At 71.2% G+C, this 23,173-nt stretch carries 20 protein-coding genes; 5 read left to right on the forward strand and 15 right to left on the reverse strand.

The window, feature by feature from the left end:
- Positions 1 to 15: 15 nt before the first annotated feature.
- Both ACWEF2_RS05060 and ACWEF2_RS05065 read right to left on the reverse strand, forming a co-directional pair.
- Positions 16 to 1,728 carry a hypothetical protein gene (locus ACWEF2_RS05060; protein ID WP_453812036.1) on the reverse strand — a complete coding sequence of 571 codons (1,713 nt, stop codon included), beginning with the start codon at positions 1,726 to 1,728 and terminating at the stop codon, positions 16 to 18.
- On the reverse strand, positions 1,704 to 2,483 hold the full coding sequence (locus tag ACWEF2_RS05065; RefSeq protein ID WP_453812038.1) for an ABC transporter ATP-binding protein: 780 nt from the start codon (positions 2,481 to 2,483) through the stop codon (positions 1,704 to 1,706). Before ACWEF2_RS05065 ends, ACWEF2_RS05060 begins: the two co-directional genes overlap by 25 nt.
- A gap of 225 nt (positions 2,484 to 2,708) precedes the next feature.
- On the opposite strand from ACWEF2_RS05065, the gene ACWEF2_RS05070 reads away from it, so the two are divergent.
- From ACWEF2_RS05070 to ACWEF2_RS05080, 3 genes are all read left to right on the forward strand, one after another.
- Positions 2,709 to 4,301 (forward strand): acyl-CoA carboxylase subunit beta, encoded by a 1,593-nt coding sequence (locus ACWEF2_RS05070; protein WP_453812040.1) that lies wholly within the window; start codon positions 2,709 to 2,711, stop codon positions 4,299 to 4,301.
- Complete coding sequence (locus ACWEF2_RS05075) at positions 4,298 to 4,495, forward strand: acyl-CoA carboxylase subunit epsilon (protein ID WP_453812042.1); 198 nt, start codon at positions 4,298 to 4,300, stop codon at positions 4,493 to 4,495. Before ACWEF2_RS05070 ends, ACWEF2_RS05075 begins: the two co-directional genes overlap by 4 nt.
- A 102-nt stretch (positions 4,496 to 4,597) precedes the next feature.
- The gene (locus ACWEF2_RS05080) at positions 4,598 to 5,545 is read left to right on the forward strand and encodes an NYN domain-containing protein (RefSeq protein ID WP_453812044.1); all 948 of its coding nucleotides are present in this window, start codon (positions 4,598 to 4,600) and stop codon (positions 5,543 to 5,545) included.
- A gap of 15 nt (positions 5,546 to 5,560) precedes the next feature.
- Here ACWEF2_RS05080 and ACWEF2_RS05085 read toward each other — a convergent pair whose 3' ends face one another.
- The 13 genes from ACWEF2_RS05085 to ACWEF2_RS05145 all read right to left on the reverse strand — a co-directional run bounded on the left by ACWEF2_RS05085 (position 5,561) and on the right by ACWEF2_RS05145 (position 19,710).
- The gene (locus ACWEF2_RS05085) at positions 5,561 to 6,481 is read right to left on the reverse strand and encodes a hypothetical protein (RefSeq protein ID WP_453812046.1); all 921 of its coding nucleotides are present in this window, start codon (positions 6,479 to 6,481) and stop codon (positions 5,561 to 5,563) included.
- A 2-nt stretch (positions 6,482 to 6,483) separates the two neighbouring features.
- Complete coding sequence (locus ACWEF2_RS05090) at positions 6,484 to 7,260, reverse strand: hypothetical protein (protein WP_453812048.1); 777 nt, start codon at positions 7,258 to 7,260, stop codon at positions 6,484 to 6,486.
- Complete coding sequence (locus ACWEF2_RS05095; protein ID WP_453812050.1) at positions 7,230 to 10,244, reverse strand: hypothetical protein; 3,015 nt, start codon at positions 10,242 to 10,244, stop codon at positions 7,230 to 7,232. The genes ACWEF2_RS05090 and ACWEF2_RS05095 overlap by 31 nt, the downstream gene beginning before the upstream one ends.
- 133 nt (positions 10,245 to 10,377) lie before the next feature.
- Entirely contained in the window at positions 10,378 to 10,818 is a 441-nt protein-coding gene (locus tag ACWEF2_RS05100) for a pilus assembly protein TadG-related protein (RefSeq protein ID WP_453812052.1), read from the reverse strand.
- Complete coding sequence (locus tag ACWEF2_RS05105) at positions 10,815 to 11,282, reverse strand: TadE/TadG family type IV pilus assembly protein (RefSeq protein ID WP_453812054.1); 468 nt, start codon at positions 11,280 to 11,282, stop codon at positions 10,815 to 10,817. Before ACWEF2_RS05105 ends, ACWEF2_RS05100 begins: the two co-directional genes overlap by 4 nt.
- Positions 11,279 to 11,698: a TadE/TadG family type IV pilus assembly protein gene (locus ACWEF2_RS05110; RefSeq protein ID WP_453812056.1), complete on the reverse strand. Its 420-nt coding sequence runs from the start codon at positions 11,696 to 11,698 to the stop codon at positions 11,279 to 11,281. The genes ACWEF2_RS05105 and ACWEF2_RS05110 overlap by 4 nt, the downstream gene beginning before the upstream one ends.
- Complete coding sequence (locus ACWEF2_RS05115; RefSeq protein ID WP_355591728.1) at positions 11,679 to 11,933, reverse strand: hypothetical protein; 255 nt, start codon at positions 11,931 to 11,933, stop codon at positions 11,679 to 11,681. The genes ACWEF2_RS05110 and ACWEF2_RS05115 overlap by 20 nt, the downstream gene beginning before the upstream one ends.
- A 2-nt stretch (positions 11,934 to 11,935) precedes the next feature.
- Positions 11,936 to 12,880, reverse strand: a complete 945-nt coding sequence (locus ACWEF2_RS05120) for a type II secretion system protein (RefSeq protein WP_453812058.1) — start codon at positions 12,878 to 12,880, stop codon at positions 11,936 to 11,938.
- Positions 12,873 to 13,760, reverse strand: coding sequence for a type II secretion system F family protein (locus tag ACWEF2_RS05125; protein WP_453812060.1), 888 nt, complete (start codon positions 13,758 to 13,760; stop codon positions 12,873 to 12,875). Before ACWEF2_RS05125 ends, ACWEF2_RS05120 begins: the two co-directional genes overlap by 8 nt.
- Positions 13,757 to 15,058, reverse strand: coding sequence for a CpaF family protein (locus ACWEF2_RS05130; RefSeq protein WP_453812062.1), 1,302 nt, complete (start codon positions 15,056 to 15,058; stop codon positions 13,757 to 13,759). The genes ACWEF2_RS05125 and ACWEF2_RS05130 overlap by 4 nt, the downstream gene beginning before the upstream one ends.
- Positions 15,055 to 15,810: a hypothetical protein gene (locus ACWEF2_RS05135; RefSeq protein WP_453812064.1), complete on the reverse strand. Its 756-nt coding sequence runs from the start codon at positions 15,808 to 15,810 to the stop codon at positions 15,055 to 15,057. Before ACWEF2_RS05135 ends, ACWEF2_RS05130 begins: the two co-directional genes overlap by 4 nt.
- Position 15,811: 1 nt before the next feature.
- Positions 15,812 to 16,510 (reverse strand): hypothetical protein, encoded by a 699-nt coding sequence (locus ACWEF2_RS05140; protein WP_453812066.1) that lies wholly within the window; start codon positions 16,508 to 16,510, stop codon positions 15,812 to 15,814.
- 479 nt (positions 16,511 to 16,989) lie between these two features.
- Positions 16,990 to 19,710: a helix-turn-helix transcriptional regulator gene (locus tag ACWEF2_RS05145; protein WP_453812068.1), complete on the reverse strand. Its 2,721-nt coding sequence runs from the start codon at positions 19,708 to 19,710 to the stop codon at positions 16,990 to 16,992.
- 304 nt (positions 19,711 to 20,014) lie between these two features.
- Here ACWEF2_RS05145 and ACWEF2_RS05150 point away from each other — a divergent pair, with 304 nt between their 5' ends.
- Together ACWEF2_RS05150 and ACWEF2_RS05155 are read left to right on the forward strand one after the other, a co-directional pair.
- The gene (locus ACWEF2_RS05150; protein ID WP_453812070.1) at positions 20,015 to 20,368 is read left to right on the forward strand and encodes a beta/gamma crystallin domain-containing protein; all 354 of its coding nucleotides are present in this window, start codon (positions 20,015 to 20,017) and stop codon (positions 20,366 to 20,368) included.
- Between the two features lie 375 nt (positions 20,369 to 20,743).
- Positions 20,744 to 22,969: a glycosyl hydrolase family 18 protein gene (locus ACWEF2_RS05155; RefSeq protein ID WP_453812072.1), complete on the forward strand. Its 2,226-nt coding sequence runs from the start codon at positions 20,744 to 20,746 to the stop codon at positions 22,967 to 22,969.
- Positions 22,970 to 23,173: the final 204 nt, after the last annotated feature.

Below are 23,173 nucleotides of genomic sequence, written 5' to 3' on the forward strand. Positions count from 1 at the left end.
GCTGGGCCAGGCCGATCAGCTCCCCTGGGAGATCGCCGCCAGGATCTCGGGATACCGGCGGAAACCACGATCACCGGCGAGGCGGCGGCCTCCCCAGGAGACCAGCAGCCCGTACGGCACGGCCAGCACGCTGACCCAGGTGACGCCGAGAAGCACCGGCAGCGCGATCGGCAGCGACAGCAGGCCGCCGCCGATCATCGCGCCCATCGAGGCCGCGAAGGCGACGCCGCCCTGCCCGGGGGCGGCGCCGGTGAAGGCGTTGAGCCGCTCGGGCACCGTGTACGGCACGAGCACGCTCGTCACGGCGCCCACGCCGAGGCCGACGCCGAGGACTCCCCAGGCGGCGAGCGCGGCGGGGACGGCCCAGAGCAGGTCACCGGCCAGGAACGCGGCGACCACCGCGAGCAGGGCCAGCAGCGGTGTCGCGATCGTCGCGACGGCCAGGTGCCGCCCGGCCAGGTCGGTCCGCCAGGCGCGGCCGGTGCCGTAGACCATGGAGTTCATCCAGAGCGAGCGGCCGTCGATGCCGAAGGAGTTGGCCGACTGCAGGCCGATCATCATCGCGCCCAGGCAAGCCGGGCCGACCGCCAGGGCGAGGCCCGCCGCGCCGTCGCCCCTGCTCAGCGAGAAGGCCATGAGGCCGGTGACCGCGATGGAGGCGAACCAGCCGACCCGGCCCCTGGGGTCACGGCGGGCGTACTTGAGCTCCTTGCCGGCGACCGCGGCGAGCGGGCCGTCCGGCAGGACGCGGGCCAGCAGGCCCCTGGAGTTGCGGACCGAGGCGCCCTCGGTGGAGGCGTCCGGGGTGACCAGCGCCCGGCGGAGCGCGACGATCCACAGCCACCCCACCACCCCGACCAAAACCGCGAGGAGGGCCAGCTCGGCGAGGGCCGTCGGCCCGCCGCCGGTGATGGCGTGCGCGACCATGCCCGACGGGGTCCAGCGCAGCACCGAGGCGACCTCGTGCAGCAGCGCCTCCGGGTGGTTCGCCAGACCTCCGTTGAGCAGCAGGTTGGGAAGCTGCGCGACCACGACGAAGAAGAGCACCGAGATGGCGAGCACGTCGCGGCCCCTGCGGGTGCGCAGCACGCCGGACAGGGCCGTGGTGACCAGCCGTGAGGTGACGATGCAGAGCGCGAAGAACAGCAGCACCCCGACGACGCCCAGGAGCGCTCCGCCGACGCCGGAGGTCAGGCCCGCCAGTGCGCCGAACATGATGATCAGCGTGGCGATCGGCCAGACACCGGTGACCGAGGCGGCGAACATGCCGACCGCCAGCTGCCCGGCCCGCAGCGGGAACAGCGAGAGCCTCGACGGGTCGAGCGTGTCGTCCAGGCCGAAGGCCAGCAGCGGCACGACCGCCCAGCCCACCAGGAAGGCGGTGAGCAGCACGGTCCCGACGTCGGTCGCGACGTCCTGCGGGGCCAGCCGCAGCATGGCCAGGACGAGGAACCCGAAGAACGCGGCGGCGACGGCGGCGATCACTGTGAAGATGAAGCCGGCCAGGCGCACGCCGTTGCCCCGCAGGTTCCCGGCGATCAGCCGGAGCTTGAGCCGTACGAAGAGCCAGGGCCCCACCCGGACGGCACCGCCGGCGGAGCCCTCCGGGGCGCCGCGCCCCCCCTGACCCCCCGTACCCTCACCGAGGGCTCCGGCCCCTCCGGCGACGGGGTTTCCGGCGCCGTGGCCCGTTCCCGCGGCGCTCATGCCGAGGTCGCTCCCAGCCATGACAGGCCCTCCTTCCCCTCGCCGCCGTCCCGGGCGCCGACCAGGGCGAGGAACGCCTCGTTGAGGCTCCGCCCGGCGCGGACCCCGTCCAGCGGGCCCTGCGCGACGATCCGCCCCCTGTTCATCACCGAGACCCAGTCGCACAGGCGCTCGACGAGCTCCATGACGTGGCTGGAGAAGACGACGGTCGAACCGGAGGCGGTGTAGCGCCGCAGCACCTCGACCAGCGTGTTGGCGCTGACCGGGTCCACTCCCTCGAACGGCTCGTCCAGGAAGAGCACCCTGGGGTTGTGCAGCAGCGCGGCGGCCAGGCCGATCTTCTTGCGCATGCCGGTGGAGTAGTCGACGACGAGCTTGTCGGCCGACTCCGTCAGGTCCATGACCCGCAGCAGCCCCTCGGCCCGCTGCTCCACCTCCGCCCTGGGGATGCCCCGGAGCTGGCCGTTGTAGGAGAGCAGCTCGCGGCCGGAGAGGCGCTCGAACAGGCGCAGCCCCTCGGGGAGCACGCCGATGCGGGCCTTGACCTGGGCCGGGTCGCGCCAGACGTCGAGGCCGTCGATGTGGACGACACCGCCGTCCGGCCGGAGCAGACCGGTGACCATGCTGAGCGTGGTGGTCTTTCCCGCGCCGTTGGGGCCGACCAGCCCGGCGAAACTCCCCCGGGGGACAACGAGATCGACACCACCCACAGCCACGTGGTTCCCGAAACTCTTCAACAGCCGCTCTGTGCGTACCGCCTCGGCGATGTCCGTCATGACGCCTACTTTGCCAGAATTACCTGTTTAACGAACATGGCTCCGCTCACCGGTCGAACGGTCGCCCCCGGTGAATATCCGCGTAGGCGGAGGGTTAACCTGCTGAGAACGAGCGGGAGGCGGCCCCTGCGCCACAGGCGGAGCGGGTCGCGCGAAAGAGGGCGTGCCCCACCCGGGCGCGCCTGCGAACGCAGTGTGACCGAGCGAGGAGTGCTGAGCGGCCCGATGAGCGCTGAACCGGTAGCCCCCGGGGTTGACATCCGCACCACCGCGGGCAAACTCGCCGACCTGGAGCGCCGCCTGGACGAGGCCGCGCACGCCGGCTCCGCGCGCGCGGTGGAGAGGCAGCACGCCAAGGGCAAGATGACCGCCAGGGAGCGGGTGCTGGCCCTTCTGGACCACGGCAGCTTCATGGAGTTCGACGAGCTGGCCAGGCACCGGTCGACGAGTTTCGGCCTGGAGCGCGAGCGCCCGTACGGCGACGGCGTGGTGACCGGTCACGGCACGGTGGACGGCCGCCCGGTGGCGGTGTTCTCCCAGGACTTCACCGTGTTCGGCGGGTCGCTGGGCGAGGTCTTCGGCGAGAAGATCGTCAAGGTGATGGACCACGCGCTGAAGACCGGCTGCCCGGTGGTGGGCATCAACGACTCCGGCGGGGCGCGCATCCAGGAGGGCGTCGTCTCGCTGGGCCTGTACGCGGAGATCTTCAAGCGGAACGTGCACGCCTCCGGGGTGATCCCGCAGATCTCACTGATCATGGGTCCGTGCGCGGGTGGCGCGGTCTACTCCCCGGCGCTCACCGACTTCGTGCTGATGGTGGCGGAGAAGTCGCACATGTTCATCACCGGCCCCGACGTGATCAAGACGGTCACCGGCGAGGAGGTGACGTTCGAGGAGCTCGGCGGCGCGCGCACCCACAACTCCAGGTCGGGCGTGGCCCACTACGAGGCCGCCGACGAGGCCGACTGCCTGGAGTTCGCCAGGGCGCTGCTGTCCTACCTGCCGTCCAACAACATGGACGGGGCACCGGTCCTCGACGCCGACGTCGCGCCGGAGACCACCGCCGAGGACCTGGAGCTGGACACGCTGATCCCGGACTCGGCGAACCAGCCGTACGACATGCACGCGGTGATCGAGCACGTGGTGGACGACGGCGAGTTCCTGGAGTTGCACGCGCAGTTCGCGCCCAACCTCCTGGTGGGCTTCGGCCGGGTCGAGGGACGTTCGGTGGGGGTCGTCGCCAACCAGCCGATGAGTTTCGCCGGGACACTGGACATCGCGGCCTCGGAGAAAGCCGCCAGGTTTGTCCGTACATGCGATGCCTTTAACATTCCTGTTCTGACATTTGTAGATGTGCCGGGATTTTTGCCGGGAACCGACCAGGAATGGAACGGGATCATTCGCCGCGGCGCCAAACTGCTGTACGCCTACGCCGAGGCGACCGTTCCGCTGGTCACGGTGATCACCCGCAAGGCGTACGGCGGCGCCTACGACGTGATGGGCTCCAAGCACCTGGGCGCGGACGTCAACCTGGCCTGGCCGACGGCGCAGATCGCGGTGATGGGCGCGCAGGGCGCGGTCAACATCCTCTACCGGCGCGAACTCGCCTCGGCCGAGGACCCCGACACCGCGCGGGCCCGGTTCGTCGCCGAGTACGAGGACACGCTCGCCAACCCGTATCTCGCGGCCGAACGGGGGTATGTGGACGCCGTGATCCGCCCCTCCGACACCCGGGTCCAGATCGTCAAGGCCCTGCGCGCGCTCCGCAACAAGCGCATGACCCTGCCCCCGAGGAAACATGGGAACATCCCGCTATGACACATCTGAGAATCGTCCGCGGGGACGCCACCCCGGAGGAGATCGCCGCACTGGTGATCGCACTCGCCACACAGACCGCTCCCGCCCCAAAAGCACCACCAAAGCAGGAGAATTGGCGTAACCCCGCACATGCCATGCGAAAGCCCCTCCCGGTCGGACAAGGCGCATGGAGATCAAGCGGGATGCCCGGATAGATCCGCGGAACCGGGTGTCAAGTTACATGAGACTTGGGACTATCTAAGAAATGGGCGCATATAGTCAGCCCGATCAGCTGGTTCCGAGGCCTGGAGGACGACATGACCATCCTGGACCTCACGTCCCACCCCGTCGCCGCCAAGTACGCCGTCCTGGTGGACGTGGGGTATCTCTACGCCGCGGCGGGAGAGGTGCTGCTGGGCGCCAAGGAGCGCAAGGAGTACCGGGTCGCGGCCGACGAGCTCATCCAGGCCCTGCAGAAGCACGCGGAGAGCCGCATTCACGGTGAGCTGCTGAGAATCTACTGGTACGACGCCGCCCGCGACCGGGTGCCCACCGTGGACCAGCGCGTCATCGCCCAGCTCCCCTGGGTCAAGGTGCGCCTGGGCAACCTGAACGCGCGGGGTCAGCAGAAGGGGGTGGACGCGCAGATCAGAAGCGACCTGGAGGCGCTGGCCAGACACCACGCGGTGAGCGACACGATCCTGCTCGCCGGTGACGAGGACATGGTCCCCGCCGTCGAGGCCGCCCAGGCGTACGGCGTGCGCATCCACCTGTGGGGCGTCGAGCCGCCGTACGGCACCAACCAGGCCGAGCGCCTCGTCTGGGAGTCCGACACCGTCGAGATCATCAGCGCCGACTTCCTCCGCTCCTTCTTCAGCCGCGCCCCGGCCTCCGTGCCCGTCCCGATCCCTCCGGCCACCCCCTCCCCCGCGCAGGTCTTCGCCGGCCGTCCGCCCACGGCGGTCAAGCCCAAGGCCCCCGCGGGCCAGGTCACCAAGCTCGGCCCCAGCCGCCCACGGGTCGAGGAGGTCGGCGAGCACGTGGCCCAGAAGTGGATCCTCACCCGGGGCCGCGACAACATCCGCGACCTGCTGCCCGGCCCGATCCTTCCCACGGTCATCGACACCGAGCTGCTGATCGAGGCCGAGAAGGAGCTGGGTCACTCCCTGCGCCCCTACCCCGAGGCCCGCGTCTGGCTCCGGGACGGCTTCTGGGCCCGGGTCTACCGGGAGTTCGAGATCGGGGTCGGCGTCTCCTCCAAGTGAGGGCCGGCCCAAGGCTCACCGGCCTCCCTTGACCGTGCTCTGCACCTCTCCCACCGGAACGTCACGGGTGGCGCTCGCCTGGATCGGCTGGTAGGCGCCGGCCACGTTGCCCTGCACCGCGACGGTCCAGACCGAGGTGACCGTCAGTTCGTAGACACCGCGCGGCCGGTCGGCCGAGGCGCGCAGATACCGGACACCACAGGTGAAACTCTCCCCCTTGGCGTACGGCCTGCCGCCCGGCCCGCACCGCTCCTCCTTCTCGGCGCGGTCGGAGGTCGTGCCCGGGTCGATCCGCACGTCGCCGAGGGTGGCGGTCACGGTGGCGCTCATGAACCCCGGGATCGTGGCCGTCACCGACCGGGTGGTCGCGCCCACGTCGCCCAGCCAGACCCAGGTCGGGAGGTTGACGTAGCTCCGGGCGTCCGGGTTGAGGCGGATCTTCGGCTCGGGCACGGTCAGCGCGGCCCTGGCGATCTCGACGAGCTCCTCGACGGTGATCCCGGCGGGCGGGGTCGTGCCGGGCGGCACCCACACGAAGGGGTTCAGGCCGTTCCAGCAGGACAGGCCGTCGGGGTCGGCGCCGTTGTAGGCGGGCGCCCACCAGCGCCCCTGTCTGCCGACCTTCTCCTTGAACTGCTTGAGGAACTCCTGGTACTTCTCCTCGGTGGCCCCCGGCGTGTAGCGGAACCACCAGTCCCGCGCCGTCTCCTGGTTCTGCAGCATGTCGGCGGCGGTCTTACCGGGTTCGTACCAGCACGGCCGCTTGATCCGGTAGCCGTCGCTCTTGCCGCTGACCCCGGTCCCGGTGATGACGATCTGGGAGTTCTCCAGGCGGAGCCCGACCGTGGAGCCTCGCTGGACGACCTTGCCGCCGCCCCCGCCGGGGTCGTCCCCTCCGGAAGAGAGCAGCAGCAGCCCCGCAACGACCACATTCATGATCATCGAAGACATCCCTTCACGGCTTCGCTGGGAAGTTCGGCGTGCCGGAGCAGCTTGATCCGCCACACTCCGTCGTCGCCCCGCCGTACCCCGGCCACCTGGAGGAACGGCTTCCTGGTCCAGTCGGGCTGGTCGCCGACCTCCTTACCGGTGCCGGAGTCCACCAGCCGCATTCCGGACTCGTCCACGCAGACGTCGAGCTGCGCCCCGGGGCCGGTGACCGAGGCGACGTTCAGGGCGTACAGGCGGGCCGTACCGCGCACGGTCCGGCGCTGGTCCAGGAACTCCTGAACCCACGAGTAGGCGTCCCGGCTCGCGGTGTCCTGGACCGTCTCCAGGTAGGCGGTGTCCCGGCCACCGGTCACGACCGCCCTGAACGAGCCGGTGAAGTAGCCGCGGAACGCATTGATCATGCCGGTGGTGTCCGGGTCGGCCGTGGCGGGCCATTCGATCACAACCCGGACGCCGGGCTCGACCCGGACCGTCTCCACCCTGGCCGCAGGCCCGGTCATCGGCTCGGTGGTGGCCCCGGTCGCGGGTCCGGCCGTGGACCCGGCCGTCGGGTCGGCCGTGGGGTCGGTCTCGGCGGCGGCCCCGGCTTCCGGCGAGGAGCTCCGCCCGTCGGCCGGAAGGTCCACCGGGGTGAACGGGCGGGCGGGCCGCGAGGAGCAGCCCGCCAGCCCCGCCGACACCAGCGCCACCGCGGTCACCGCGGCCGTCACCGCCCCTCGGCCGTCGCGGGCGCTCATGCCGACGGCGCCGAACGGATCCGCCACGAGGGCAGCAGCTCGTCGATGAGGGCCTCGGTCTCCGGGGCCATCCCGCCGCCCGGCTGGGCGGCGGCCCGCCGGTGGAGCGCCTCGACCACGGTGCGCAGCCGGGCCGGGTCACCGGCCAGATGGGTGGCCCGCAGCAGGTCCCGCCAGAGCCCCTCGTCGTCGGCGGCCAGCAGCAGCCCGGCCCGCACCGCGGCGACGGCCTGCTCGGCCGAGCCCTCGGCCATCCGGATCTCGCAGAGCCGGTGGGCGGCGTCCGCGACGGCGGCGGTCACGTCGTACTCCAGGTCGTCGTCGGCCAGCCAGGCGTATCTACCGCGCGGCCGGCCGTTCAGCAGCGGGCCGCGCACCAGGCTCAGCGCCCGCTCCAGGAGCACGGCGCGCACGGCGGCGTCCGTGTGGGAGCGGCGGACGAGGTCACGGAAGATCATCCAGTCCGTGCACACCTCGGGGCCGAGGCGGATCCGCCCCGAGTCGTCGGCGTAGAGGTTGGGCCGTCCGGCGCTGTCGGTGCCGAGCCACGCCACGACCCTGGCGATGGTCGCGTCCCTGACCGTCGGCTGCACACCGCGCGGCCACAGGATGCCGCCCAGCACGACCGGGTGGACACCGCCGGGGTGGGTCGCCAGGTAGACGAGAAGCTCGGCGGCGAGCACCCCCCGGCCCTCCTCCATCGGCGACGGACCGGTGATCTCGACGGGGCCGAGAAGCCCCACCTCGACCGAGGCCGTCTGCGGCACCGGTTCCGGTTCCGGCTCGTCGACCAGGGGCTCCCCTTCGAACCGGTCGGCGGTGCGGAAGAGGTCGATCAGGGCGCGGTAGTGGCGGCGGGGCAGGAGCTGGGCCACCACCTCGAAGCCGAGCGCGTCGACCGTGGCCCGGCCGTCCTCGGTGATCTCCCAGTTCCAGGTGGCGTGCGGAACGTCACCGGCCACCACGTATCCGGCGGCGGTACGGGTGCCCTTCCTGGCGAGCACCGCCAGCCGGTGCCCCTCCTCGGCGGTCGGGGCGACCGCCGACAGCACGTAGTGCGGCGGCCAGATCGGGTCGGCGGCCCGCCCGTGGATCCGGCCGGTGAGCACCTCGCCGCCCTGTCCGCGCTCGTCGGCCCTGGCCTCCAGCTCGGGCAGGATCTCGGCCAGGCCGTCCACGTACCGGATCCGGTCGGGGGCGATCACGGCCAGCTCCTCCCCGAAGCCGACGAGCGTGATGCTCATCCGGTCCGACCAGCGGTTGGTGGCCAGCTCCACCGCGAGCGCGGCGAGGGCCTCGGTGGTCCGGGAGCCCCTGAGGCCGATCAGCCCGTGGGCCGCCTCAAGGTCCACCAGCACCCGGCCCTCGCCGTTGGAGCCCAGCGAGACCAGGCCCGGGTACGGCGCGGGCGCCTCGGAGAGCGACCGCTCGTCGAGCATCCGGCCCTCGTGGGCGGGGAGCCGCCAGACCTGGCCGCCGTCGTGGGCGCCCCAGGGCGCGGGGGCCTCGGAGTCGGGCGGGTGGATCCACAGGTCGAGGCTCTGCGGGGACAGGTGCGCGGCGTAGATCGTGGGCGGGACGCGGTCGTGGGCCGCGAGCGACCTGCCGAGGAGCCGGAGCCCGATGTCCAGCATGCGGCTGCCCGGGGCGTCGGCGCCGAGCCGGAGCGCGAGCTCGGCCTGGGCCGCGTCCTCCCTCGGCCGGGTGATCCGCCGTCCGAAGGCCCGATGCCACAGCTGCAGCCTGCGCCTGCGCCCGAGGGCGGCCAGCAGGCCCGCCGCCGCCAGCGATGCACCCGCCAGGTAGTCGAGCACGCCGAGCCCGGAGTCCTGCCCGGACTCCCCCTGGCCGGCCGCGACGCGCGGCCCGCGCTCGGCGCCGGAGGCCGTGTCCCCGGACGAGTTCCGGGAGGAGGGTGCCGTCTCCTCGGGTGACCGCCGGTTGGACGGGGTCGTCTCACCGGACGAGTTCCGGGAGGACCCGGCGGACTCCTCATCCGGCCGGCGGGAGGGCGGGGCCGTCTCACCGGACGGGCTCTGAGAGGGCCGGCCGGACTCTCCGGGTGACCTCTGTGAGGGGTGGGCGGGCCTGTCGGGTGTCTCGGCGGAACGGGCCGCCCCGTCACGGCCGGAGCCGGGCAGGACGGAGGTGTCCGGGGACCGGGTGGCCTCGGGGCTGGACTCCACCGGCGGGTCCGTCCGGCCGGTGGCGAAGGTCTGGGTGCGGCCGTCGAGCTCGGCGGGCCTGCCCGGGTGGTCCTTGAGGGTCTCGTCGCGCCCCTGGGCGGCCGGGACGAGGTGGACGTTCCTCGCGTCGTCCGGCATGTCGAGGACCCAGCCGGGCCTGATCAGGTCGGCCATGTGCAGGCGGCTGCCGTCCGGCTGCTCCTTGTGCTGGTTGAGCCGGTAGATCTCCGGATAGCGCCGTCCCTCGCCGAGGCACTTCTCCGCGATCTCCCACAGGCTCTCGTGGTGCCGTCCGTGTGGCGGCTGCACCACGTAGACCTTCTTGGCCTTCCGCACCGGCGCCAGGGGCGGCCGCTCCTCTCCGACCGGGGCGGACAGCGCGGTCGAGGCGGCGACGGGAGTGGCGGCCGGCGGGCCGCTCGGCCGTATGATCGGCACGACCACCGCCGAGACGGTGAACAGCACCAGCACGGCCGAGACCAGCCGGTTGGCCAGCATCTGGGTGCCGCCGGAGAGCGGGACCCTGGCGGGCATCCCGACCCTGCGCAGCCCGGCGTAGATCTCGACGATCACGCAGACGGTCAGCTGGAGCCAGGCGAGCCAGACCAGCAGCACGAGGATCGCCACGACCGTGCTGGTGCCGACCTGGCTGGTCAGCAGGTCGAGCTTGAGCAGTTCGGCCGGGAGCGGCGGCCCGGCCAGCCGGAGCAGCGCGTAGGGAACCCCCCCGACGAGCGCGACGAGCACGACCAGCGCGCCGAGTCCGGCGAACAGATCGCCCACCGTGCGCCTCGGCTCTATGCGCGTGGGCTGTCGCGTGGACATGTGCCTCCCTCCTCATCCAGATTCGTCATCCGTCGTCCGCTCGACCAGTGATTCACGGCAATCGGTCTGGAACGTCCTCGGCGCCTCCGCCCGGACGCGCTCCGGCGGCGCCGGGTCACGGAGGGGCCGGCCATCAGGCGCCCTGTCCGATGTCCGGACCGGCGGTGGCCGTGGCCTCCATCTCGGACCCGGGAAAACCCAGGGCTGCGAGGAAGAACGCCGTCCAGCCGACGGAGATCCTTACGGTGACCTCGCCCTGACCGGCGCCGACCGCGCACTCGCCGAGCCGGACGTCCGAGGTGGCGTGAGCGGAGACGACCTCCCCTGCCTTGGCGCAGACCGTGCCCTCCTCCAGCAGCCGGGCCTGGCCGGTGGCGCGGAGGTGTTCGACGTCGATCTGGTCGGCGGCCGACCTGGCCGCCTGCTCGGCGATGTCGGCGGCCCACAGCCGGGCGTTGATCGCGGCCCCGCCGTCCACCAGGAGCCCGGCCAGCAGGAAGACCACCACCGAGAAGATCACCGTGAAGACCGACATCGACCCCCGGTCACCGGCGGCCCCGCGGGGACGGTTCATTCGACCCTCCGGAACCGCTCCAGCGGGACGACCGAGTCGCCCTTCATGTCCTTGGCCGCGCCGAAGCCGAGGAAGTCCAGGTCGAGCGGGCAGCTCACCACCGCCCGGACCTGACCGCCCGCCTCCCAGCGCGTGCCCTCCAGGCTGACGGCGGGCTCGCACTCCCCCGACAGCGCGGTCTTGGCCGCCTCGGCGGCGGCGGCCTCGGCGTCGGCCCGGGTGCGCTCGACGGAGGCCGCCCTGGCGGCGTCCCTGGCCGCGCCGTTGACCTCGCCCTGGGCCTCGACCACCCGGCCGGCGCCGACCACGAACAGCAGGAACAGCAGGAAGACCGGTGCCAGCAGCACCGTCTCGGCCGACAGCGACCCACGGTCACCGGGAGGCCCCTGCCCGGCCCCACACGAGGAGACGGCCTCGGAGCCGTGCCCGTGCCGTCCACGCCGGGCAGGAGGCCGTGAGGTCACCGGCACCCCTCGCTCCCGTCGTCGGGGCGGAAGCACTCCACGGGGCCGCCGAACCGCGAGGTGACGGTGAAGGTGGTGGACGGCAGCAGCGGGACGACCTGGACCGCCGTGGCCGTGATCTCGACGCCCCTCCGGTCGCCCTCCTCCCAGGTGGTCACGGTGGCGCCGTCGAGGAGCTTCGGGCCGATGGCCTTGAGCACCTGCTCGGCGCGGTCCGTGGCGTCCCCCTGCCAGGACTCGGTGTCGATCCGGGCGAGCCTGGCCCCCTCCCTGGCCGCGGCGTCGGCCACCTGACAGCCGTGGAACCAGAGGGCGAACTGCACGATGAGCAGGACGGTCGCCAGCACCACCGGCATGATCATCGCTAGTTCGACGACGGCGGCGCCCCGCTCGCGATCACGATTTCGGACCGCCATCAGGGACACCTCCGCCGTCCGTGCCGCCGTTGCCGAACTGGTCGGAGATCTCCGCCTGCCGGCCCTCGACCAGGCTCTTGATGAGCGTGGCCAGGCCGAGCGCGACCCCGGCGATGATGGCCGTGATGATGACCCACTCCACCGCCGAGGCGCCTCGGCTGGGGGCGGTGCGGGCCTTCTCGATCCGCACGCTCAGGAAGGCGGTCGCGTAGACGATCCACGGATGGCTCAGCATGGTCAGGACCCCAACATTTTCATAGCTGCCGGAAAACTCAAGAAGATCACAAAGCCGGCGCAGAGCAGAAGCTGAGCGACGAGCATCGACTGGGACCGTTCGCCCGCCTGTCCCTCCACCTCGGCGAGCTCGCGCCGCCGCAGGGTCGCGGCGCGGGCGGACAGGGAGGCGCGGACCTTGGCGCCGTCGTCGGCGACCAGTCCGAGCGCGGCGGACAGGTCCCGCAGCTCGTCCACGTTGATCTCGTCGCCGAGCTGTCCGAGGGCCTGCCAGGGGGTGATGCCGACGATCCTGGCGTTGCCCAGCGCCTCACGGATGCGGGCCATCGCCCAGTTGGCCCCCTCGTCGTCGGCGCCCGGGGCGCCCACCGAGACCGCCATCATCAACGCCTCGGGCACGCCGCGCCCACCGGCCAGGTTCATCGCGACCAGGTCCAGGAAGGCCCCGACGACGTGCCGGAAGTCACGGCGCATCCGCGCGGCGTCCCGCCTGGTCTGCAGGTCGGGCAGGACGAAGAAGACCCCGGCCACGGCGAGGGCGGCCCAGAGCGGCATGGTGAGCGAGACGCCCCACCCCATCAGCGCCAGCCAGCCGAGCAGCAGCGGGAACGCCAGCAGCCCGGAGACCGCCAGCAGCACCTTGGTGGCCAGGAACCCCTCGAACGACCTGCCGAGCAGCGCCAGGTCGGCCTTGGCCGAGCGGACCTCCCAGCCCCTGGCCGCGTACAGGCGGGCCAGCCGTACGCCCAGGCCCCGGCGGAGCGCGCTGACCTCCTCGTCGGGCAGGACGAGCCGGGCGCGCGGGACCTCGATGCCGTCCCTGGCCGCGTCCAGCGCCAGCAGCCGGGTCACCAGCCCGGGGCGGGGCGGGAACAGCGCCCGCATCAGCAGGAACAGGCCCAGCCCGAGCACTCCTCCGGCGAGCACCGCCCTGGTGGTCTCACTCACCGCGCGCCTCGCCTCCGGTGGACAGGCCCAGCAGCCGGGCGGGTTTGTCGAAGCGGGCCAGGCGGCGCATCCAGGCGAACCCGGCGCCGAAGAACGCGGCGACCACCACGAGCACGGCCTGGCCGAGGGCGTTGTCGTACTCGGCGACGTAGGAGGGGTTGAACACGACCAGCACGACGGCGAAGGCGATGGCCGTGCCGACCACGATCTGCACGCTGCGCCGGGTGGAGCGGCGCTCGGCCTCGACCCGGCGGCGCATGTCGAGCTCCTCGCGGGCCGAGACGGCGAGCGCGCCGAGCACGTCGCGCAGGCCGGGGCCGCGGAGCTTGGAGTTGAGGATGAGCGCGGCCACGACCAGGTCGGCCGAGGGGTCGTCGAGCTCGTCGGCGAACATCCGGAGCGCGTCGGGCAGCGCCATCCGGGTGTGCAGGCGGTCCACCAGGGCGCGCAGGTGCGGGCGGAGCGTCGGGGCCGCGGCCCGGATCGAGGAGGGGATCGCCTGCTCCAGACCGGCGGCCCCGGCGATGGTGTCGCGGAGCGACTCGGTCCAGGCCGCCAGCCCCTCCAGGCGGTGCATCGCCGTGCGCTCCTCGGCCGCGCCGCCGGACAGGCCCCGCCAGCCCAGGGCGAGCAGTACGGCCCCCGCCGCCATGACCGGCCACCCGGTCACCACGAGCACCGCCACCCCGGCGATCGCGCCGACCGCCGACCGGGTGGACAGGGCCCGGATCAGCTCGCGCCTTCCGGCCCTCCTGCCGGGGACGGCGGGGCGGGCGCGCACGCCGTACAGGGAGAGGCCGAGGAGGAACAGTCCGGCGCCGATCGCGGCTCCGGCGAGCATGACGAGCGGGTCGAGCAGCCCCGGGGGGAGGGGGATCACGCCCAGCCTCCGGGGTCGTAACCGTGGTGGGCGAGCTCCTCCAGGCAGGAGAGCGGGGCGTGCGGCAGGACCCGGCCGTCGGGCGAGAGGGCGAACACCTCCGAGGAGAGCACCCTGCCGTCGACCCCGGCCACCTCGCGCACGCTCGACACGTAGCGGCGCAGTCTCCCGCCCGCCGCGTAGTCGTTGCGCTTCTCGACGAAGACCACGAAGTCGATCGCGCCGGCGATGAGCATGTGGGTGGCCTCGATGGGCAGGCGCTCGGTGGCCTGGAGCGCGTAGGTGGCGATGCGGTTGAAGACCTCCATCGAGGAGTTGGCGTGGATGGTGGAGAGCGAGCCGTCGTTGCCCTGGGTCATCGCGTTGAGCATGGTGACGATCTCGTCGCCGAGGACCTCGCCGACGATCACCCGGGACGGGTTCATCCGCAGCGAGCGGCGCACCAGCTCGGCCATGGAGATCTCGCCCTGGCCCTCGGAGTTGGGCAGCCGCTGCTCGAAGGCCACCACGTTGGGGTGGAGCTCGGCGAACTGGTCCAGGCCGAGTTCGAGGGCGCGCTCCACGGTGATCAGCCGCTCGGACGGCGGGATCTCGTTGGCCAGCGCGCGGAGCAGGGTCGTCTTTCCCGCGTTGGTGGAGCCGGAGATCATGATGTTCTTCCGTGCCAGCACGGCCGCCGAGAGGAACCGGCCCAGCTCGGGGGTGAGGGTGCCGTTTCCCACCAGGTCGCTGAGGAAGACCTTGCCCAGCCGGGAACGGCGGATGGACACGCTCGGGCGGACCGTCACGTCCATGACCGCCGAGAGCCGGGAGCCGTCCGGCAGGCGCAGGTCCAGCTGCGGGTTGGCGGTGTCGAACGGCCGGCTGGACAGGCCGCTGTAGGCGGCGAGGATCTGGATCAGCTCGATCAGCTCCTCGTCGGACTCGGCCACCGGCTCGCGCATGATCTCCTGACCGTCGGCGTAGCCGACGAAGACCCGGTCGCAGCCGTTGATGTCGATGTTCTCGACGTCGGGGTCGTCCAGCAGCGGCTGCAGGCGGCCGACGCCGAACAGCGCCGCGTGGATCCCGGCGGCGAGCGCCTCCTCCTCCTCGGCGGTGGGCGGGGTCCGGCCGACGCCGATCTCTCCCCTGGCGAACTCCTCAAGCACCTGCGCGATCAGCGCGCGGGCGAACTGGCGCTCGTCCTCGCCGGTCATCGGTGTCAGGCCGCCGGCCTGGTCCAGCCGGCGCTGGTGGGCCAGGCGGTCTCCCACCTCCTGCCGGAAGCGCTTCACCAGGGTGTGGTCGATGGTCATGCGGCGGGCTCCGGGGCGCGGACGTGGGCGGCGAGGCGGCCGGCCAGCTCCCGGGCGGTGCGGATCAGCAGGGAGCGGTCCAGGCGGCCTCCCCACTGGCCGCGCAGCAGCTCGGCGCCCTTGGGGTCGTGCGCGAGCCCGCTGACGAAGGAGACCTGCCTGCCGGTGGAGAGGACGATCCGGCGGACCTCGTCGATCGTGGTGCGGTACTGACGGGGGTCGGCGATCACCACCACCCCGGCCCGCACCGACCCGGGCAGCACCTGCAGGCGCTCCCGCAGGTGGGCGACGTGGTCCAGGCTCGCCCTGGTGAACAGCACCACCAGCGCGGCCTCCGCCAGCAGCTCGGCGGTCTCCGGGTGGCCGCCGAGACGGCCGCAGTCGGCCAGCACGTCGGCGTGGGGCAGCGCGGCCAGCGCGCGGCCGAGCGGACCCCAGAGCCAGGTCAGCCCGGCGGCCTGCTCGCCGTGGGTCAGCCCGGCCAGCACGTCCAGGCCGCCGACGATCCTCTGGGTGTGTTCGTGGATCTGCTCGGGCCGCAGGCCGCGGCGGGCCGTCGCCCCCAGGGTGAGCAGCCCCCTTCCCGGGTTGAGCACGCCGCCGTCGGCGGCGGGCAGGCGGTAGGCGAGGTCCCCGCCCGCGGGGTCGCACTCGGCCAGCAGCACCGGGCGCGGCCAGATCGCGCCGAGCGCGGTGGCGGCCGTGGTCACGCCGGGAGCGCCCTTGTCCGCGGCCAGCACGATGAGCGCCACGTCAGCGCGCCCCCGGCAGCACGGCCAGCGCGATCTCACCGGTGGAGGAGTAGGCGGCGATCATGGGCGACAGGGTGGCGTCCACGACGATCGCGACCTGGCCGGTCGAGCCGTTCCTGCCGGGCGCGCCGATCCGGTGGACGAGCGCGCTCGCCGCGAGCGTACGGCTCTGCGGGGTGCCGCCGCCCCGGCCCGGCACGTAGATGACCTGGACGCGGTCGCCCTCGGCGAGGGTCAGGGGCATCTGGCCGGGCTTGAGGGAGAGGCCGACGACGGCCTTGCCGGGGCCCAGCTCCCGGCTGGAGGAGACGACCATCTCCCGGGTGAGCAGGGTGCCGGGCAGGAGTGTGACCCTGGCGAAGTTCTCCGCGACGCGGGCGCGGTCGGCCCAGGCCACGTAGGCGACGCCGGTGTCGGCGATCTGGACCTCCTGCATGGCCGTCTCAAGCATGGGCTGGCCGGCCCCGATCTGCCGGCCGATCTTGATCGCGGAGATCCGGTCCCCGCTCCGCAGGACCAGGAGGGTGGTGGCGAGCGCGCCACCCAGGATGAGCAGCAGGGCGAGGGCCGCGAGCGCGGGTTTGCGCTCGCGCGGGGGCACGGGAAGCTTGCGCGACGCCGGCCCGGAAAGGGTGGCCGGCGAGCCCGGCCGCTCGGCGCCCGCCGGAGCGCGGCCGGCGGGCTTCTCACTGGTCCTCATGGGCAGGGGGACTCCCAGAGTGATCTCAAACACGGAGGCTACCGCTCGAATTTACGCCATTATCCGCACCGCACCTCCGAACTTCCGGACAAAAGCCAGGACCCATGCTCGTTTGACAGGAACGGGTCTGTCAACGTGGCCTCGGCGGAAACCACCGGCTTCGCTAGATGACAAGTGACTTATCGGGATGATAAGGACTCCAATTAACTCATGTATCATCTATCCCAGTGTTTACCCGCCCCATTACCAGGGAAGACCCCGGCCCCTTCACCCCCCGAGGGTCCGACATAGTCGACAAACGTGTCGAGTTGTCCGTTTCAGTCTCGCTGCTCGAAAACCGTGGAGAAAGTTTACGTTGCCGGAGACCGGTCCCGTCGAAGGCCAGGTCAACCGGATCATTATGCGGAATCCGACGTGTGCGCCCAGGAACGATGGAGCGACCCCCGGTCCGGGGGCCGGGCCGGAGGCAAAGAGCGAGTTCAGTCGGTGATCGCCCTGCGGAGCGCGTCACGTAGCTGGCCGCGGGTGGTCACACCGAGCTTGGGAAAGACGTTGTAAAGGTGCGATGCGACAGTGCGGTGTGACAGGAACATCTGGTCGGCGATCTCTCGGTTGGGCAGGCCCGCTGCGGCCAGTTGCGCGATCTGGTACTCCTGCGGAGTCAGCCGCACCAGTCCATCGTCCGGCCTGCGACGCGTATTGACACCGGCGCCCCGCAGCTCGGCGCGCGCCCGGTTGGCCCACGGCTGCGCCCCTTGCGTTTCGAACAGCTCCAGTGCCTTCCGCAGTTCGGCGCGCCCGGCGCTGATACGGCGGTGCCGGCGCAGCCATTCGCCGTAGACCAGTCGGGTCCTGGCCTCCTCAAGGGGCCATTCGGCCAGGCCGGGCTCGGCGAGGGCCATGTCGAACGAGGCGATCGCCGCGTCGTTGCCGGAGGCGAGGAGCCCATTCGCCCGATGGAACCTGACCCGGAGGTAGGAGGAATCGTACGCGCTGAGGTCGGGTATGAGGGCGGTGACGAGCTTTCTGCCTGCGGCGACCAGGTTCGCGTGGACCGCGGCCTCGGCCAGGTCGGAGATGGCCCACAGCTCGGTCAGCCCGTCCACACAGGGTGATCCGGGCTTGGCGAGGTCGCTGAACGCCTCGAACGCCTCCCGGTAGCGGCCGCCGACGAGCGCGGAGATGCCCTCGGCGCGACGGATGTCGGCGCGGATGAAGGCCGGCGGGGTGCTGTCCAGCAGCTGTTTCGCATGGTCGAGTGAGGTCAGGGCACGCTCATCGTCGCCGCGGAGCGTCAAGACGTGCGCATTCAGCACAGCGCAGATCCCCTTGTAGTACTTCTCATCGGACTCGGAGGCCAGCCGCGACGCCTCTTCGATGGCCATGTTCGCGGAACGGAGGTGCCCGCCGGCGATGTGGAGCCTGGCCATCCGATACAGCGTGACCGTGAGCTGGCCGGCCGCTCCGGCGCGCCGGAGCATCTCAACGACCGCGCGCCACGCGGCGGTCGCCGTCGGAAGCAGCTGAAGCGCCTCGGCGGCACAGCCGAGTCCCATCAGGAGCGGTGCGAACGGCGGGGTCTGCTCGACCATGGCGACGACCGTCGGCGCCAGGGACCGGTGTTCCCGGGGCAGGACCATGCTCAGGGTGACCACCCGCACCGAATGGTCGGAGGGCTGGCCGAGCGCCTCGATCGCGGCGACGATCTCACGCCGTGAGACGAGGGAGCCGGCGTTCTGGAAACATTCGGCGGCCGCGCAACCGACCACGTACGAAGCCAGCTCGGGGTCGCTCGTGGCGACCCGGCGGGCGACGGCCACCACTTCGGACAGGTCGACGACGGACACCCCGCGACTCATCGCCTCGGTTGCCTCCGCGAACAGCAGTCGCGCGGTGAGCACGGGGTCGTCGGTGAGCGCGCGCGTCTCATGGATGAAGCGGCGCATCACCGAGGTCAGCCCTGCCCGTTGTGCCGCCTCCACTGCCAGGGTGAGCCGCTGTGCCCGACGCTCGGGCGACGGCGACAGCCGAGCGGCTCGTTCGAAGGCATGGACCGCCGTACGGGTGCCACCCCGTGAGCTGGCGCTTTCGGCGACGGACTGAAGGGTGGCGGCGACCCGTTCGTCGCGTCCGGCCGTCGCGGCGGCGCGATGCCAGACCGACCGGGTGACATCGTCGGACAGGACGTCGGCGAGGGTACGGTGCGCGCTCATCCGTTCGGAGAACGCGGCGGTGGTGTACACGGCGGACTGGACCAGCGGATGCCGGAACGAGATGGTGTCGCCGACACAGAACACGAGTCCTTCGTGCTCCGCCGGCGCCAGGTCTTCCACACCGAGCCCGTGCTGGGCGGCGGCCAGGAGGAGTTCGGTGAGCGACAGACTGTCGTTCGTCGCGGCGAGCAAGAGTACCTGCCGGGTACGTGCGGGTGTGGCGGACACGCGAGCGGCGAAGACCTCCCGGAGCCGTTCGGTCAGCGGCAGCCGAGACGGCAGGCCCGTCACGTCGGGCAACCCCTGGTCCCGCACCGCTTTCGGGAGCTCGACCAGCGCGAGCGGGTTGCCCTGCGCCTCGGCCAGGACGTGACCGCGCAGCGCTCCCGCCAAGGGCACCCCGACCTGGTCGAGCACCCGGTTGGCCTCGTCGAGCGCAAGCCCGGTCAGATACAGGCGTGGGATGGCCAGCTCGGTTATCGGGCCTCCTCCCCTTGATCGGCAGGCGGTGAGCAGCACGGCCGGGCTCGGGGCGAGGCGACGCGCGACGAAGCGCAGGACGTCGGCGCTGGAACGGTCGAGCCAATGAAGATCCTCGACCACCAGCAGGAGGGGACACTCGTGTGCCACGTCCTCCAGCAGGCTCAGCGCCCCGAGCCGGACGAGGAACGCATCGTGGGAGACATGGTCATCGAGGCCGAGCGCGGCACGCAACGCCGACGCCTGGAGGCTGGGCAGAGAGTCGATGCGGTCCCTGACCGGATGGAGGAGCTCGTGGATCCCCGCGAAGGCGAAGCATGACTCCGTTCTTGTGCCCCTGCAACGCAGGATGTGAAAGCCCTGCTCCGAGGCGGCGCCGACGGCGGCATCAATGAGTGTGCTCTTGCCGATGCCGGCGTCGCCGTGAATGAGCAGAGCCGAACCGCTCGTGCGCACGCCCTCAAGCATGGCGCGTATCCGGCGGAGCTCGGCGTCTCGGCCGATCATGCGCCCATGATCCATTGAGTCGGCTCCCAGGGCAATCCGATTCTACGCCCAGACCTGAAGTCCCAACATACCCAGGTTCAGTAATTTGACGGAAGAAGTCGGCATGCTCATATCCATACGGTCTTGATAGGTAAACCACCTGATTACGGGGCTGCCCAATTGCGTCATGGAAAGGCGCAGCCCTGAAGGACCGCTCCGGTGCGCAGCCGGCCGTCCGCCGGCCCGCGAAACACCGTTTCGTCAGGACACGACGTCACCAACAGGGCCGGGGCCGTGCGCGCCGGTCTCCGCAGAAGGAGAGTCTGTGATCTCGAAGAGCAAGAAGAGCGCCCGCTCCATAGCCGTGGCGCTCGCCGCGACCGCCGCCTTCACCGTCACCATCCCGGCCGGCCCCGCCTTCGCCATCAATCACGTCCGATGCGTTGACGGTGAGAACTTCCTGAAGATCTGGTCACACCTCTACAGCTTCCGCAGCGTCGACTGCTACGCCAACGGCGGAAAGACCGACTTCGGCGGATGGTGGGTCGACCGGATCTCCACGGGCAACAACGACCTGATCTACTACGACGCCAACGGCGCCTCGGTGAGGATCAATCGCTGGCGCGACATCACCTTCCCGAACCGCCCTCCGCAGGTCATGGCCATCCAGATCCTGTGACACGCCGACATCCGGCCACCGCCGGAGTCGCCGGCCGGTCACGCCCCGCAGGCGTGACCGGCGGCGGGCAGGGCGACAGGCCGGCCAGGGGTGGGACCGGCGGGCACCGTGGGATGCGGATGGGCTACCTACGGGGCGAGGCGTCCGCCGGTTCCGCATGTGGCCGGCGGGCGGAACGGCCGGGCGCAGAGCGGTTTTGCAGCGCGCTCCGTTGATCAAATTCGACCGATTCCATGATCATCTTCTGAGAGGGGCAGCACAGACTTGCCAAACCTTTCCGCCAAGGCCAGGAAAGCCTGGTCGCGCACCCTTCCCGGCCTCCCCCGAAGCCGGGGCCGGCGTCTCCCGCGCCGGCCAACGGCCCTGATCGCAACCGTGATCACCATTGTCGTGGCGACGCTCGGCGCCCTCATCCCGGCCTCGCCCGCGATGGCCGCCGACCCCGCCCCACCGCGCGCGCTCCCGCAGAACGCCACCGAGGCGGACCTCAAATGGCAGCCAGCCCTCGACTACGACACCAACGGCTGTTACAATGTCCCGGCCATCGGACCTGACGGTCAGATCGCTGAAGGCCTGGACAACCACAACACCACAAGCTCCTATCTCTGCCGCGACAAAGCAGACCTGGACAACACCAACGCCTACTCCCGTCAACGGTGCAACTCCGGCTGGTGCGTCTATCTCTACGACTACTACTTCGAGAAGGACGTCGCCGTCGAGCATGTGCACGACATGGGCGGCCATCGCCACGACTGGGAGCACATCGCGGTCTGGGTCCAAAACGACCAGGCGAAGTATGTGGCCGCGTCGGCGCACAACAGGTATGAGGTCAGGCCGGCCGACAAGGTCCGCTGGGACGGCACCCACCCCAAGATCGTGTATCACAAGGACGGCGGCTCCACCCACGCCTTCCGCTTCGCCACGGCGAACGACGAACCGCCCGAGAACCACTACCAGCAGTGGCGCCGCTCGACCCTGGTCTCCTACAACGGTTTCCCGGATGGACTTCGCGACAAGCTGTTCAATCACGACTTCAAGGGCGCTTTGATCGCGATCAAGGACTCCAAGTTCGCGGATAACCTCGAAAAGGCCATCCCCAAAGACAGCCGCATCGTGTGCGTCCCCAGGGGGCAATGCTCGGAAATCCTGACCCCCAAGTTCCCGTTCGACTACACACGCGACGAGAACTCCCCTGGCGACCCGCCCGACACCTCGGCCCCGACCGTGCCCGGAAACCTGCGCTCGACCGGCGTCACCGCCGACAGTGTCGCGCTGGCCTGGAGCGCCTCCACCGACAACGCCGGAGTCACCGGCTACGAGGTCTACCGGGGCACCACGCTCGTCACCACCGTCACCGGCACCACCTACACCGACACCGGCCGGAGCGCGAGCACCGCCTACACCTACACCGTCCGTGCCCGCGACGCCGCCGGTAACCGCTCCGCCGCCAGCGCCGCCGTCACGGCCACCACGGGTGACATCGGCGGCAACAAGGTGCTCGGCTACTTCGCGGAGTGGGGCGTCTACGCCCGTAACTACCGGGTCAAGAACATCGACACCAGCGGCTCGGCGGCCAAGCTGACGCACATCAACTACGCCTTCGGCAACGTGACGAACGGACAGTGCACGATCGGCGACAGCTGGGCCGCCTACGACCGCGCCTCCACGGCGGCCGAGAGCGTGGACGGCGTGGCCGACACCGGGGACATCGGCGCGCTGCGCGGCAACTTCAGCCAGCTGCGCAAGCTCAAGAAGAAGTACCCCGGCCTGAAGGTGCTCTGGTCCTTCGGCGGCTGGACCTGGTCCGGCGGCTTCGGCCAGGCCGCCCAGAACCCGGCCGCGTTCGCCGACTCCTGCTACAAGCTGGTCGAGGACCCGCGCTGGGCGGATGTGTTCGACGGCATCGACATCGACTGGGAGTACCCGAACGCCTGCGGCGTGACCTGCGACACCAGCGGCCCGGCCGCGTTCGGGAACGTCATGTCAGCCATGCGCTCACGCTTCGGTTCCGGCAACCTGGTCACCGCCGCGATCACCGCCGACGGCACCAGCGGCGGCAAGATCGACGCGGCCGACTACGCCGGCGCGGCGCAGTACGTCGACTGGTACAACGTCATGAACTACGACTACTTCGGCGCCTGGGCGGCGCAGGGCCCGACGGCCCCGAACTCGCCGCTCAACAGCTACTCCGGCATTCCGATCGCCGGTTTCCACGGCGACAGCGGGATCCAGAACCTCAAGGGCAAGGGGGTGCCCGCGAGCAAGTTACTGCTCGGCATCGCCTTCTACGGCCGCGGCTGGACCGGCGTCACGCAGGCCGCGCCGGGCGGCACGGCCACGGGGCCGGCGCCGGGGACGTACGAGGCGGGCGTCGAGGACTACAAGGTGCTCAAGGCCCGATGCCCGGCCACCGGCACAGTCGCGGGCACGGCGTACGCCCACTGCGGCGACCAATGGTGGGGCTATGACACGCCCAGCACGATCGGCGGCAAGATGAGCTACTCGAAGAACCAGGGCCTCGGCGGCGCGTTCCTGTGGGAACTCAGCGGCGACACCACCGACGGTGAGCTCATCACGGCCGTGAAGAACGGCCTGGGCTGACCCCGGCGGGCCGGCTCCCGCGATGCGGGGCCGGCCCCTTTGGCGAACGTCAGCCTCACGAGCATGCTGTGACCAGCAGGCCGCCTCAGGGGGTGGAAAGGTTCACTGACAGTTGTCCCCAGGTTGTCATGTTTTCCACATACCACGCCACGCCCCACGGCATTGCCGCAAACCGCTCCTACGAGCCGGTTATCACTCTGTACG

Source organism: Streptosporangium sp. NPDC004631 (assembly GCF_053601935.1).